Below are 13603 nucleotides of genomic sequence, written 5' to 3'. Positions count from 1 at the left end.
CGAGCGTCAACTGCCGATTGTCTTTCGCATATCGCGGCCACGCTCCACCCGAACAACTACTGTTTACGCCGAGGTATGCCATGAAAGTCCTGTCCTCCCTGAAGTCGGCGAAGGCCCGTCACCGCGACTGCAAGGTCGTCCGTCGTCGCGGCAAGATCTTCGTCATCTGCAAGTCGAACCCGCGTTTCAAGGCGCGTCAGCGCTAAGCCCAACAGCCTTCACGGCTGCGGCTGGCCCTACGCGGGGCCGACCCGATGCAAGAAACCGCCTTCGGGCGGTTTTTTGTTTATGCGGCTTTTTCCTGCTGATTTTGCTGTAATCGCCTTTCTTGACCACTGGGGAGTAGATCGAGATGAAGCGTTACCTGTCCGCCCTGGCCGTGATGGCCACCCTGGCCGCCGCCACACCGGCGCTGGCCGATACCCTGCTTGTCGACCGCGCCCGCGAGAAGCCGGCCGGTGCCCTGCCCGTGAGCGGCCAGAGCATGCAGCAGGTACAGGCGCAGTTCGGCGCGCCGAGCGAACAGCTGCAGCCGCGTGGTGGGCAGAAGCGGCAATGGCCGACCATCAACCGCTGGGTGTACCCGCAGTTCACCGTCTACTTCGAGAAGCAGAAGGTGATCGACGTGGTGGCCAACCAGGCGGACCCGAACGAAATCGGCCCGAAACCGCCGATCCGTTGATCCCTTTACCCGCCGTGGGCGGGCCTGTGTAGCGAGACCATGAACCAGACCCTTCGTTTTCCTGCCGAGTGGGAAGCCCAGAGCGGCGTCCTGATTGCCTGGCCCACCGCCGACACCGACTGGGCCGATCGCCTGGGCCAGGTGGAAGAGACCTACATCGCCCTGGTCGCGGCCATCACCCGCTTCCAGCCGGTGCTGATCTGCGTGGCCGACGACGATGTGGAGACCTATGCCGAAATGCGACTGCGCTCCAACCGCATCGACATGGACAAGGTCCACTTCACCACGGCCGCCTACGACGATACCTGGCTGCGCGACTCCGGCCCGATCACCCTGCGCCGTGCCGACGGCGGTTTCCAGCTGCTGGATTTCCGCTTCACCGGTTGGGGCGGCAAGTTCGACGCCACCCTGGATGACCAGCTGGTGGGCGTGCTGGACCACGCCGGCGTGTTCAACGACGCGCCGGTGCGCAGCATCCCGTTCGCGCTGGAAGGCGGCGGCATCGAGACCGATGGCGAAGGCACCCTGCTGACCACCTGGAAGTGCCTGCACGAGCGCCATCCGGACCGCGACCGCGCCAGCCTGAGTGCCGACCTGGCCGACTGGCTGCAGCAGGACCGCGTGCTGTGGCTGGACCACGGCTACCTGGAAGGCGACGACACCGACGCGCACATCGACACCCTCGCCCGCTTCGCCTCGACCGACAGCATCGTCTACCAGGCCTGTGACGACGAGAGCGACTCGCACTACGCCGAACTGCAGGCGATGGGCAACGAGCTGGCCGCACTGCGCACCAAGGATGGGCAGCCGTACCGCCTGTTCCCGCTGCCGTGGGCACAGCCGGTGATCGACGAAGGCCGCCGCCTGGCTGCGTCGTACGCCAACTACCTGATCGTCAATGGTGCAGTGCTGATGCCGGCCTATGGCGACCCGGCCGACGACCTGGCCCGCGATGTGCTGGCCCAGGCGCACCCGGGCCGCGAGATCGTGCAGGTGCCCTGCCGCTCGCTGATCTGGCAGAACGGCAGCCTGCACTGCATCACCATGCAGCTGCCGGAAGGGCTGTTGAAGGTCTGACGGTGGTGCCGGCCGCTGGCCGGCAACCCTGCACCGCCTGATGGATCCACGGGATTGCCGGCCAGCGGCCGGCACTACCGAGCGCACCCATTCAGCGCGCGACACGCCGTCGCCGCCCATCCGCGCTAACATGCTGGTTTTCCCCCGCAGGAACGCCCCGCATGAACTCGCGCAGCCCCCTTACCGTCGCCCTGATCCAGGAGCGCAACCACGGTGATGCCGCCGCCAACCTGGCGGTGATCGAAGCACGCGTGGCCGAGGCGGCTGCGCAGGGTGCCAAGCTGGTGCTGCTGCAGGAACTGCATAACGGTCCGTACTTCTGCCAGCACGAATCGGTGGACGAATTCGACCTGGCCGAGCCGATTCCGGGCCCCAGCACCGAGCGCCTGGGCGCACTGGCGAAGCAGCACGGCGTGGTGCTGGTCGGCTCGCTGTTCGAACGCCGCGCCGCCGGCCTGTACCACAACACCGCCGTGGTGTTCGAGAAGGACGGTACGCTGCTCGGCAAGTACCGCAAGATGCATATTCCGGACGATCCGGGCTTCTACGAGAAGTTCTACTTCACCCCGGGCGACATCGGCTTCGAGCCGATCGATACCTCGGTGGGTCGCCTTGGCGTGCTGGTGTGCTGGGACCAGTGGTACCCGGAAGCGGCGCGCCTGATGGCGCTGGCCGGTGCCGAACTGCTGCTCTACCCGACCGCGATCGGCTGGGACCCGGACGACGTGCAGGACGAGAAGACCCGCCAGCGCGACGCCTGGGTGCTGAGCCACCGCGGCCACGCCGTGGCCAACGGCCTGCCGGTGCTGAGCTGCAACCGCGTCGGCCACGAGGCCTCGCCGCTGGGCGCCTCCGGCATCCAGTTCTGGGGCAACAGCCACGTGCTGGGCCCGCAGGGCGAATTCCTGGCCGAAGCCGGCACCGATGCCACGGTTCTGCTGTGCGATGTCGACCTGCAGCGCAGCGAGCATGTGCGCCGCATCTGGCCGTTCCTGCGCGACCGCCGCATCGATGCCTACGGCGACCTGCTCAAGCGCTACATCGACTGAGCCGGAGCCCGCGCATGGCCGTCCTCATCCGTGATGCCGGCCCGGCCGACATCGCCGCGATCACCGCGATCTACGCGGTGGAAGTGACCGACTTCGTCAACACTTACGAGTACGACATCCCGGACGCGTCCGAGATGCTGCGCCGCATGCGCGACATCATCGACCGCGGCTTCCCCTACCTGGTCGCCGAGATTGACGGCCAGGTGGCCGGCTATGCCTACGCCAACACCTACCGCACCCGCGTTGCCTACCAGTGGACCGTGGAAAACTCGGTCTACGTCGATGCTGCGTTCCAGGGCAAGGGCGTTGGCACCGGCCTGCTGCAGGCGTTGATCGACGCCTGCGTGGCGCGTGGCTACCGGCAGATGGTGGCGGTGATCGGCGAACCGACCAATACCGCTTCAATCAAGCTGCACGAACGCTTCGGCTTCGAGCTGGTCGGCGTGTTCCGTGGCCTCGGCCGCAAGCATGGCCGCTGGCTGGATACCGTGCAGATGCAGCGCGCGCTCGGCGATGGCGCCGACACTGCACCTTCCAATGAATGAACCCATGACCGAAACCCTTCCCGAGACCGGCGACGACCTGTTCGCCGGCCAGCCGGTACGCGTTGTTGAACGCGACGGCGTGCGCTACACCCTGCTGGGCACCGCCCATGTCTCACGCGCCAGCGTCGAGGCGGTGGAAAAGGCCATCGACAGCGGCCGCTTCGATGCCGTGGCCGTTGAACTGGACCCGCAGCGCCTGCAGGCGCTGAGCGACCCGGACACGCTGGCCAAGCTCGACCTGGTCGAGGTGATCCGCAAGGGCCGCGTCGCCCTGTTCGCCGCCAACCTGGCCCTGTCCGCCTACCAGCGTCGCCTGGCCGAACAGCTGGACATCGAGCCGGGCGCGGAACTGAAACGCGCGGTGGAACTGGCGCGCGAACGCGACCTGCCGGTGCACCTGATCGACCGCGAGGTCGGCCTGACCTTCCGCCGCGCCTCGCAGCGGCTGGGCTTCTTCGGCAAGCTGAAGCTGGTTGCCGGTCTCGGCGCCGGCCTGTTCTCGTCCGAGGAAGTGGGCGAGAACGAGATCGAAAAGCTCAAGCAGGGCGACATGCTGGAATCGAGCTTCGGCGAGTTTGCCAGCGAGAGCCCGGCACTGTACGAGACCATCATCGGCGAGCGCGACCGCTACATGGCCACGCGCCTGCGCGAGGAACACAACCCGCAGCAGCGTGAAGTGCTGGCGGTTGTCGGTGCGGGTCATCTGGCAGGCTTGGCGCGTTACCTGGAAACCGACACCGAGGCACCGGCACCGCTGCGCGCCGAGCTGGAGGCGGTGCCGAAGAAGCGCAACATTCCGTGGTTCACGCTGGGCATCCTGGCCATCGTGGCGACCGGCATCGGCGTGGGCTTCTACCGCGGCGGCCTCGGCGTGGGTACCGAACTGCTGGCGACCTGGGCGATGTATACCGGCGGCCTGGCGGGCCTGGGCTGCCTGCTGGCAGGCGGCCACCCGCTGAGCATCCTCACCGCGATCGCGGTGGCCCCGTTCAAGCCGTTCCGCCTGAGCATCCCGACCGGCGCATTCTCGGCGCTGGTGGAAGCGCGCCTGCGCAAGCCGGCGTACGAGGACTTCCTGAAGCTGCGCGACGACGCGCAGAGCCTGAAGGGCTGGTACCGCAACCGCGTCACCCGCGTGGTGCTGACGTTCATGCTGACCAACATCGGCAGCATGCTCGGCCTGTGGCTGACCACCTTCAAGGTGTGGGGCAAGGTGGCGGGTTGATTGTTCCGTGTAGCGTCGAGCCAAGCTCGACTGCGCTCTGGTAGGTGCCAACCTTGGTTGGCACGCCATGCCCGGCAGAAAAAGGGGGAGGCCGCCCCACTACGACCGGCCTCCCCCACACCACAACACGTTGATGTGCATTACAGCCGGGCAGCGCCCGGCTCTACCATTTCCACTCCACGCGCGCGGCGGATCAACCGCGTCACGGCATTGCGCAGGTCATCCAGCACTGCATAGATGGTCGGCAGGAACAGCAGGCTGACCACCGTGGAGAACGCCAGGCCGCCGGCAATCGCGCGCGCCATCGGCGCGTACTCCGGGCCGTTGCCGAACATCTGCGTATTGGTCAGCGAGATCGGCACCATCGCCAGGATCGCCGTGCCCATCGTCATCATGATCGGGCGCAGGCGCTCGCGTGAACCCTCCACCAGCGCCTGCGTGCGTCCCATGCCGCCGCGCCGCAGGTTGTTGATGTGCTCGATCATCACGATGCCGTTGTTCACCACCACGCCCATCAGCACCAGGATGCCGATGAAGGACATGATCCCGAACGAGGTACCGGTGATCCAGAACAGCCAGAACACGCCGAAGATCGAGAACAGCACGCCGCTCATGATCGCCGCCGGGAACAGCAGCGACTCGAACACCGCCGCCATCACCACGTAGATCATCATCAGCGCGATCAGCAGGTTGAACACCATCTGCTGCATCGCTTCGTCGTCGTTGCCGTAGTCGCCGCCATCGAAGGTGAAGCCATAGCCGGCCGGGAAGTTCATCGGCTTGAGCACCGATTCCATCGCCTTGCGGCCATCGGGCGCGGTGACCTTCTCGGCCAGGTTGGCCTTGATGGTGAGCGTGGTCTGGCGGTTGGTACGACCGATCTGGGTCGCCGATGAACCGACGTCAACGGTGACCAGGCTCAGCAGTGGCACGCTGCGACCGTCGCCGGTGCGCACGCTGAAGCCGGCCAGGTCTTCCGGGCTGCTCTGCTCGGCGCCAGCGAAGCGCACCCATACCGGTACTTCATTGTCGCCGCGGCGGAACTCGCGCATCGGCGCACCGCGCAGGGCCAGGCCGACGAAGCTGGCGACCTGCTCGGCATTGAAGCCGAACGCCGCGGCGCGCTCGCGGTCGACGCGCACCTTCAGCTCGCCGCCCTTCTCGCCATTGTCGATGCGCACGTCGCGCAGCTCGGCACGCTGGGCCAGCAGCGGCACCACTTCCTGGCCGATCTCCTGCAGCATCGAACTGGAGTCGCCCACCAGCTGCACCTGCACGCCCTGGTTGCCGCCACCGCCGCCATCACCGCCCTGGTTGCCAACGAAGTAGTCGGTGCGGGCCGACTTCGGCAGGCCCTTGCGCAGCTCTTCCTGCAGCGCCTTGATGTCCTTGGCGTACTTCTCGTCCAGGGTGACCACGGTCGAGCTGCCTTCCTGCTCGCTGTACCAGGAGTACACCTGCTTGACGTGCAGGCGCTCGCGGTTGGCGTCGATCCAGTTCTCCACGCGCGCCACCTCCTCGGACATCTGCCGATAGGTGTAGGCGCCCTTCCACATGTAGCCGATGAAGATGTCCTTGCCGCCATCCCCACCGAACATGTCGACCTTGGTCAGCTTCATCGGCACCAGGCTGACCAGCACCACCAGCACGATGCCGAGCAGGCTCCAGCCGCGATGGTGCAGCGACCAGTCCAGCAGCCTGGCGTAGCGGCGCTGCAGCCGCGCGATCAGTCCGGTCTGCGAGTGCACCAGCTTGGGCGTGGCCATGCGCGCGGACAGCATCGGGATCAGGCTGACCGCGACCAGCCAGGAGGCCAGCAGCGAGACCGAGATGGTGATCGCGATCTGCGCCATGAAGATGCTGATGTTGTTGGTCTCGCCAAACAGGTTCGGCACGAACACGATGCAGTGGCACAAGGTGCCAGCACTGAGCGCGATGGCCACGTTGCGGGTGCCGATGATCGAGGCCAGGCGCGGCTGTCCCGGCATGCGCTCGCGCTCCTGGTAGATGCTCTCCACCACCACCACGGCGTTGTCGACCAGCATGCCCACCGCCAACAGCAGGCCCATCATGGTCAGGATGTTCAGCGTCACCCCGACGAAGTACATGAAACCCAGGGTGATGGTGAAGCAGATCGGAATGGCCAGGGTCACCATCAGCGTGGACGGCCAATGGCGCAGGAAGAAGAACAGCACCGTGATCGACAGGATCAGGCCGACCGCACCGGCCTCGGCCAGTTCCAGCAGCGAGGAGGTCACCGCCTTGCCCTGGTTGTCGATCACCTTGATCTGCACGTCGCGCATCGACGCTTCGGCACGGATCGCTTCAACCTCGGCCAGCGCCGCGCGCGACACCTCCACCATGTTGGCACTGCGCTCCTTGAAGATATCCAGCCCGACCGCCGGGTTGCCGTCCAGGCGGCGCCCGTAGTTCATCCGCGCCGGCTTCAGGCGCACGTCGGCGATGTCGCCCAGGCGCAGGCCCTTGGCGTTGATCACCAGGTCGCGCATTTCCTGCAGGTCGGTGATCTCGCCCACCGGCTGCACGCGCACGCGCTGGCCGTTGTCGTCGATCTGCCCGGCCGAGATCGAGAAGTTCAGCGTGCGCAGGCGGTCACTCAGCTCGTTGATGCTCAGCCCATGCGCGTTGAGCCGGTTCGGATCAATGGCGATCTCCACCTCGTTCGGCGGCGCGCCGGTAATGTCGACGCGGGCCACGCCGGGGATACGCTCGATGCGCCGCTTGAACTCGCGGTCGAGCATGTCGTAAGCGGTGGTCAGGTCGCTGGTGCTGGCCAGGCGCACCTTCAGCACCGGCTGGTCGCTGCTGGACCACTTGAACACGTTGTAGCGCTGCAGGTCGTCGGGCAGATCGCTGCGGATCGCATCGATGCGTTCGCGTGCATCGGAGGCGGCGATGGCGATGTCGCGGTCCCAGTCGCTGAACTCGATGAAGATCAGCGCCGCCTCGGAGGTGGCCGACGAGCGCATGCGCTTGATGCCGGTCATCGTCGCCAGCGATTCCTCCACCGGGCGGATGATGGTCCGCTCCACTTCCTCCGGGGTTGAACCGGTGTACGGAATCTGCACGAACAGGAAGGGCGCGGAAATGTCCGGCAACGCTTCCAGCGGCAACCGGAACGAGGCGATCAGGCCGATCACCACCAGTGACACGAAGCACATGATGGTGGTGACCGGGCGGCGGATGGAGAACTCGGCAACACTCATGCCGGCTCCTCCGCACCCGCCGCGCTGCCTGCTGCGCCCGGCTCGATCTCGCCGGCGTGCTTGCGGCCACGCTCGCGGTAGTAGGCGTCACCACGGCGGTCCATCAGGTCGTAGACCACCGGGATCACCAGCAGGGTAAGCAGGGTCGACACCAGCAGGCCACCGATCACGGTGATCGCCATCGGCGCGCGTACTTCGGCGCCCTCGCCCATCGCCACCGCCAGCGGCAGGAAGCCGAACAGCGTGCACAGCGTGGTCATGATGATCGGCCGCAGGCGCGAGCGTGCACCTTCCACCAGCGCCTCGTGCTTGGCCACGCCGGCCTCGCGCAGCTGGTTGACCTTGTCGATCAGGATGATCGCGTTCTTGGTGACCAGGCCGACCAGCAGGATCAGGCCGATGAACACCACCACCGAGATGGGCTTGCCGGTCAGCATCAGTGCCAGGATCGCGCCGACCAGCGCCAGCGGGATGGTGAACAGGATCACGAACGGATGCAGCAGCGATTCGAACTGCGAGGCCATCACCAGGTAGACCAGGAAGATCGCCAGGCCGAAGGCGAAGATCAACGACTTCGCCGCCTGCGCCAGCTCCTCGCCCTGGCCACCGATGTGCAGGCCGACACCCGCGCCCAGCGGCTGTTCGGCCACCATCTGCTGCACTTCGCGCATGGCCGCGCCGAGGTCGATGTCGCGCAGGTTGGCCGAGACCACCGCAACGCGGGTCTGGTCGGCGCGATGGATCTCGCTGGGGCCAGTGGTGGCAACCACGTCGGCCACCGCATCCAGCGTGACCGGCCGGGTGCTGCCCGGATTGACGATCAACCGGCGGATGCTCTCCACGCTGGCGCGGTCGCCTTCCTGGGCACGCACCAGCACGTCGATCTTGCGGTCGCGGAAGCTGTAGCGGGTGGCCACGTCGCCACGCACCTTCTTCACCACCACGTCGGCGATCTGGCGGGTGGTCAGGCCCAGCGCACCGGCACGTTCCTGGTCGAAGCGGATCTGGATTTCCGGGAAGCCCTCTTCCACCGTGGACTTCACGTCGGCGTAGTGCGCATTGCCACGCAGCATCGCCGCCAGGCGCTGGCCAGCTACTTCCAACGTCGCCATGTCCTGCCCGCGCAGCTCGATTTCCAGCGGCGTGGAGAAGCTGAACAACGCCGGCCGCGCGAAGTCGACCTGTGCCCCCGCGTGCTGGCCCATGCTGTCGCGCAGGCGCTCGGTGATCTCCGCTTCGGTGCGTGCATTGCCGCCGCCTTCCATCACCACGGTCAGCTTGCCGATGTTCTCGCCGCTCTCGGTCGGGCTGGCATCCAGGCGGGTGCCGCTGCCACTGACACCGTACAGCGAGGCCACGCCCTCGCCGTTGCCGTGGGCCAGCTGCAGCTCGCGCACCAGCGCATCGGTCTGCTTGAGCGGCGTGCCGGCCGGCAGCTTCACCGTCATCTCGAAACGGTCCTGCGCCAGCTGCGGGATCAGGTCGGCACCGAGCATCGGCACCAGCGCCATGGTCGCCACGAAGATGATCGTGGCCACGCCGAGCACCTTGCCCGGATGGGCCAGCGCGCTCGGCAACAGGCGCAGATAGCCGCGCTCGGCACCGGCGTAGGGCTTCATTGCCAGGTCGCTGGCCTTGCGCATCACCGGGCCGACCACGGCCACGACGCCCCGCCACGCACGCACGACCAGCAAGGCCAGCGCATAGAAGCTCCAGCGCGCGGTTGCGACGGCACCACGACGGCCCAGCGCCACCGGCTTCTGCCAGCGGTTCTGCGGCTGCCACGGTTCGTTCGGCGCCTCTTCCGGGAATGCCAGCGGCGGCCGGCCCTTCAGCGAGCTCAGCATCGGAATCAGCGTCATCGATACCAGCAGCGAGATCGCAATGGCGATCGCCACGGTCAATGCCTGGTCGCGGAAGAGCTGGCCGGCGATGCCATCGACGAACACCAGCGGCAGGAACACGGCGATGGTGGTCAGGGTCGAGGCGACCACCGCCATGCTCACTTCGCGGGTACCGACGATCGCTGCCTGCAGGACGCCCAGGCCACGCTCGCGGGCCTTGGCAATGCTCTCCAGCACCACGATCGAGTCGTCCACCACCAGGCCGGTGGCCAATGCCAGGCCGCCCAGCGACATCACGTTCAAGCTGAGGCCGAGCTGGCCCATGAAGAAGAAGGTGGCGATGATCGAGACCGGCAAGGACAGGCTGATCACGAACGTGCTCCAGCCATCACGCAGGAACAGGAAGATGATCAGGATCGCCAGCAGGCCACCGATCACCGCATCCTTCTTGACGTCGGCGATGGCGTGCTCGATGAAGCGCGACTGGTCCTCGATGGTGGTCATCTCGACGTCGGACGGGAACGTGCCCTTGATCTGCTCCAGGCGCTTGCGCAGCGCTTCGGCGGTGGAGACGGTGTTGGCGTCGCCTTCCTTGTAGATGGCCAGTTCAACCGATTCCTTGCCGCCCAGGCGGATCACCGCTTCGCGTTCCTTGTAACCCTGGCGAACGGTGGCCACGTCCTTCAGGCGCACCGGCACGCCATTGGCGACCACGCTGGAGCCACCACCGGACGATGCGCTCTGCGCCGCCGAAGCCGCCGCGATGGCTGCGGCCGAACCGGTCGACGCGGCGATGTTGAACATCTGCTGCAATGCCGAGTCGGCTGCACTTCCGTTCGAGCCCTGGGTGGTGACCAGCAGGTTGCGGATCTCCTCCAGGTCGGCGAACTGGTTGACGGTGCGCACCAGGAAGCGCTGCGACCCCTCCTCCAGGCGACCGCCGGAGATGTTGATGTTCTCGTCCTTCAGGCGCTTGATGACGGTGTCGATCGGCAGGTTCAGCTGGGCCAGCTTCTGCTGGTCGATGTCGACCTGGATCTCGTCTTCCAGGCCGCCGCCGACCTTGACCGCTGCCACGCCGGCAACCGGCTCCAGCTTCTTCTTCAGGTCTTCATCGGCATAGCGGCGCAGGCCGGTCAGCTCGCGGACCGCATCGGCATCGCTGGTCGGCGCCACCTTGTTCGACAGCACCAGGCGCATGATCGGCTCGGTGGACGGATTGAAGCGCAGCAGCACCGGGGCCTTGGCCTCCAGTGGCAGGTTCAGCGCTTCCATCTTGTCACGCACCTCCAGGCTGGCCTGGTCCATGTTGGTGCCCCAGGCGAACTCCAGCACCACGTCGCTCTGGCCGGTTCGCGAAACCGACTTCAGCTTGCGCAGGTTCTTGACCACGCCGACCGCCTCTTCGACCGGCTGGGTGATCAGGGTTTCGATTTCGGTCGGCGCCGAACCGGTGTACTCGGTGCGCACGGTCAGCGTCGGGTAGCTCAGGTCGGGCAACAGGTTGACCTTGAGGTTGCCCAGCGCGATCAGGCCGAACAGCAGCAGGGTGACCGTGCACATGGCGATGGTCACGCGGCGGCGGGTGGCGAATTCCACCAGGCCGCCGCGCATGCCGGCGGCGGCGCCATCGCTCGCCGGCGAGGCACCGTGGTCGTGGCCCGGGGCGGTCATTGCTTGCTCCCGGCCTTGTCTGCCGGCTTGGCGGCCGCTGCGACCGTCTTCGCCTTTGCCTTCGGATCGGCGATCACCTGCACCGCGGTACCGTCGCGCAGCGCGACCTTGCCGGCGGTGACCACCTGATCACCGGCCGCCAGGCCATCACGGATCTCCACCCACGGGCCCTCGGCGTAACCCAGCTTGACCGGAACACGTGCGACCTTGCCTTCGCGCACCCGGAACACCGCCGGCTCACCGTCGTCGAGCAGCGCCAGGCGCGGCACCACGAGCGCATCGGCACGCTGGTCGTAATCGATGCGGATGCGCCCGAACATGCCGGGCTGCAGCGCGTGCGCGGCGCCATCGAAGGCGCTGACCACGCGAAACGTGCCGCTGCCCGAATCCACCACCGGCGCGATGCGATCGACGGTGCCGGTGAAGCTCTGGCCCGGCAGCGCATCGGCGGCCAACGTCACCGGCTGGCCGGCACGCAGCGTGGCCAGCTCGCGTTCGGGCACGTTGAGGGTGGCTTCCAGGCGCGAGTTGTCGACGATGCGGAAGATCGGCGTGTTGATCTGCACGAAGTTGCCGGTCTTGATCGAGCGCGATGCGATCACGCCGGAAATCGGCGCCACGACGGTGGTGTAGGACAGCTCCAGCGTCGCCAGACGGTACTGCGCACGGACGTTTTCCAGATCAAAGCGCAGCTGGTCGACATCGGCAGCACTGACCATCTGCTGACCAACCAGTTTCTGTGCACGCTGGTAGTTGTTTTCCAGCTTGCGCATCTGCGCTTCGCTCTGGGCTACGGCCAAGCGTGCGCGGTCCGGGTCCAGGCGCACCAGCGGCTGGCCGGCGGTGACCCGCTGGCCTTCCTCGACCAGCACCGCCAGCGCCACACCGGAGGTCTTGGCCACCACCTGCGACTCGGCGCGCGGTTCCAGCGCGGCGGTGCCTGTGTAACTGGCCGCGACCGCGCGATGGCTGGCCACGGCCACTTCGACCGGGACCGCATCGACCTTCTTCTCCTCCTTGGTCTCGGCGGCCTTGGCTTCGGAATTGGGCCCTGCGGCGCAACCGCCCAGCAGCAGGGAGGTGGAGATCAGCAGTGCGGCAGCGCAGATTCCGCTGCGACGGCCGGACAGGAAGGTTGGGTGCGACATCGTCAGGTCCCTGGAGGATGCGTGGACAGGTGTGGTAGCAAAGTAATGCACCACTTCACGGCAACACCATATCCCAAAGGTCATGGTGTCTTCACGCCGCTGGTCGGCCCGACCCCATTTCAGCTAGATGAAACCTGAGGCTATACTCGGGGCGTTCCGTACCCCACGCCGGAACGACCAGACCCGAATCCCCGGAAACGACACCATGCGCCCGCAGCCGCTCGCCGCTTGTCTCGCTCTGGCCGTCCTCCTGCCCCTTGGGGCCGCCGCACAGCCCGCTCCTGCTCCTGCCACACCCGCTCCGGCCCCGGCTCCTGCCGCCGCGCCGGCGCCTGCCGCGCCCACCGGCAACTTCGACAATGGCCGCGTGCTGGCCTACACCTGCCAGGGGTGCCACGGCATCACCGGCTACAAGAACGCCTACCCCAGCTACCGGGTGCCGAAGATCGGCGGCCAGACCCAGCAGTACCTGGCCCAGGCCCTGACCGAGTACCGCCAGGGCAAGCGCCGGCATCCGACGATGCAGGCGCAGTCGATGAGTTTCAGCGAACAGGAGATCGCCGATCTCTCTGTTTACCTGTCCACCGTCAAGTAAGGCCCGCCCATGTCGAAAGCCGCGCATCCGCTGCGTCACGCCATCGCCCTGTCCGTTGCCCTGCTGCTGGCGGCCTGTTCACAGTCGCAGGTGGAAAACAGCGAGACATCCGCCGCCGACCCGGGCCATGCCAGTGGCGAACACGGCTCTTCTTCTTCGGCTGGCCTGCCTGCAGGTCGCGAGGCCGCCGGTGAAGCCCGCGCCAAGGTGAAGGGCAAGGCCACCAACCAGAGCTGCATCGACTGCCACGGGGCCGATGGCAATGCGCCGATCGATCCGACCTATCCGAAGCTGGGTGGGCAGTACGGTGACTACCTGGCGCATGCGCTGCAGGCCTACCGCGCCGGTGACCGCCAGCACATGTTGATGACGCCACAGGCGAAGGACCTGAGTGATCAGGACATCGCCGATCTGGCGGCGTATTTCGGCAGCCGGCCGAGCCAGCTGCGGGATCTGCACGGGGTCAAATGACCGCAGGCCCCGGTGGGTGCGGATCGTTGATTGGTAGGTGCGGACCGTTGGTCCGTACGGAGGTGT

11 protein-coding genes are annotated in these 13603 nt (G+C 66.8%); 8 read left to right on the top strand and 3 right to left on the bottom strand.

Features of this window, described 5'->3' with window-relative positions:
* Window positions 1-80: 80 nt before the first annotated feature.
* The 6 genes from ykgO (at window position 81) to AC5P6S_RS08375 (ending at window position 4578) form a co-directional block, all read left to right on the top strand.
* Entirely contained in the window at window positions 81-206 is a 126-nt protein-coding gene (ykgO, locus tag AC5P6S_RS08400) for a type B 50S ribosomal protein L36 (protein WP_005409283.1), read from the top strand.
* Between the two features lie 176 nt (window positions 207-382).
* Complete coding sequence (locus tag AC5P6S_RS08395) at window positions 383-682, top strand: hypothetical protein (protein WP_394253865.1); 300 nt, start codon at window positions 383-385, stop codon at window positions 680-682.
* 39 nt (window positions 683-721) lie between these two features.
* Window positions 722-1759, top strand: coding sequence for an agmatine deiminase family protein (locus tag AC5P6S_RS08390; protein WP_005409281.1), 1038 nt, complete (start codon window positions 722-724; stop codon window positions 1757-1759).
* A gap of 161 nt (window positions 1760-1920) precedes the next feature.
* Window positions 1921-2808, top strand: a complete 888-nt coding sequence (locus AC5P6S_RS08385) for a carbon-nitrogen hydrolase (protein ID WP_099497433.1) — start codon at window positions 1921-1923, stop codon at window positions 2806-2808.
* 14 nt (window positions 2809-2822) lie between these two features.
* Complete coding sequence (locus AC5P6S_RS08380) at window positions 2823-3353, top strand: GNAT family N-acetyltransferase (protein ID WP_005409279.1); 531 nt, start codon at window positions 2823-2825, stop codon at window positions 3351-3353.
* 4 nt (window positions 3354-3357) lie between these two features.
* Entirely contained in the window at window positions 3358-4578 is a 1221-nt protein-coding gene (locus tag AC5P6S_RS08375; RefSeq protein WP_005409278.1) for a TraB/GumN family protein, read from the top strand.
* A gap of 140 nt (window positions 4579-4718) precedes the next feature.
* Here the strand turns inward: AC5P6S_RS08375 and AC5P6S_RS08370 are convergent, their stop codons facing one another.
* The 3 genes from AC5P6S_RS08370 to AC5P6S_RS08360 are packed head-to-tail and all read right to left on the bottom strand — an operon-like array spanning window position 4719 to window position 12471.
* Complete coding sequence (locus AC5P6S_RS08370) at window positions 4719-7805, bottom strand: efflux RND transporter permease subunit (protein ID WP_099497432.1); 3087 nt, start codon at window positions 7803-7805, stop codon at window positions 4719-4721.
* Window positions 7802-11323, bottom strand: coding sequence for an efflux RND transporter permease subunit (locus AC5P6S_RS08365; RefSeq protein ID WP_164281507.1), 3522 nt, complete (start codon window positions 11321-11323; stop codon window positions 7802-7804). The genes AC5P6S_RS08370 and AC5P6S_RS08365 overlap by 4 nt, the downstream gene beginning before the upstream one ends.
* Window positions 11320-12471 carry an efflux RND transporter periplasmic adaptor subunit gene (locus AC5P6S_RS08360; RefSeq protein WP_021204157.1) on the bottom strand — a complete coding sequence of 384 codons (1152 nt, stop codon included), beginning with the start codon at window positions 12469-12471 and terminating at the stop codon, window positions 11320-11322. Before AC5P6S_RS08360 ends, AC5P6S_RS08365 begins: the two co-directional genes overlap by 4 nt.
* 205 nt (window positions 12472-12676) lie before the next feature.
* Here AC5P6S_RS08360 and AC5P6S_RS08355 point away from each other — a divergent pair, with 205 nt between their 5' ends.
* Both AC5P6S_RS08355 and AC5P6S_RS08350 read left to right on the top strand, forming a co-directional pair.
* Complete coding sequence (locus tag AC5P6S_RS08355) at window positions 12677-13066, top strand: c-type cytochrome (protein ID WP_005413034.1); 390 nt, start codon at window positions 12677-12679, stop codon at window positions 13064-13066.
* 9 nt (window positions 13067-13075) lie between these two features.
* Window positions 13076-13537, top strand: a complete 462-nt coding sequence (locus tag AC5P6S_RS08350) for a c-type cytochrome (protein ID WP_012479939.1) — start codon at window positions 13076-13078, stop codon at window positions 13535-13537.
* Window positions 13538-13603: the final 66 nt, after the last annotated feature.

This window comes from Stenotrophomonas sp. YJH_SMC_119 (assembly GCF_059368315.1).
The sequence above is the reverse complement of the archived record's forward strand: the minus strand, read 5'-3'. Positions and strand labels throughout refer to the sequence as shown.

What these genes read in the sequence shown, in the direction of transcription:
- ykgO (WP_005409283.1), top strand. Translation starts at nt 81, where the DNA reads ATGAAAGTCCTGTCCTCCCTGAAGTCGGCGAAGGCCCGTCACCGCGAC.
- AC5P6S_RS08395 (WP_394253865.1), top strand. Translation starts at nt 383, where the DNA reads ATGGCCACCCTGGCCGCCGCCACACCGGCGCTGGCCGATACCCTGCTT.
- AC5P6S_RS08390 (WP_005409281.1), top strand. Translation starts at nt 722, where the DNA reads ATGAACCAGACCCTTCGTTTTCCTGCCGAGTGGGAAGCCCAGAGCGGC.
- AC5P6S_RS08385 (WP_099497433.1), top strand. Translation starts at nt 1,921, where the DNA reads ATGAACTCGCGCAGCCCCCTTACCGTCGCCCTGATCCAGGAGCGCAAC.
- AC5P6S_RS08380 (WP_005409279.1), top strand. Translation starts at nt 2,823, where the DNA reads ATGGCCGTCCTCATCCGTGATGCCGGCCCGGCCGACATCGCCGCGATC.
- AC5P6S_RS08375 (WP_005409278.1), top strand. Translation starts at nt 3,358, where the DNA reads ATGACCGAAACCCTTCCCGAGACCGGCGACGACCTGTTCGCCGGCCAG.
- AC5P6S_RS08370 (WP_099497432.1), bottom strand. Translation starts at nt 7,805, where the DNA reads ATGAGTGTTGCCGAGTTCTCCATCCGCCGCCCGGTCACCACCATCATG.
- AC5P6S_RS08365 (WP_164281507.1), bottom strand. Translation starts at nt 11,323, where the DNA reads ATGACCGCCCCGGGCCACGACCACGGTGCCTCGCCGGCGAGCGATGGC.
- AC5P6S_RS08360 (WP_021204157.1), bottom strand. Translation starts at nt 12,471, where the DNA reads ATGTCGCACCCAACCTTCCTGTCCGGCCGTCGCAGCGGAATCTGCGCT.
- AC5P6S_RS08355 (WP_005413034.1), top strand. Translation starts at nt 12,677, where the DNA reads ATGCGCCCGCAGCCGCTCGCCGCTTGTCTCGCTCTGGCCGTCCTCCTG.
- AC5P6S_RS08350 (WP_012479939.1), top strand. Translation starts at nt 13,076, where the DNA reads ATGTCGAAAGCCGCGCATCCGCTGCGTCACGCCATCGCCCTGTCCGTT.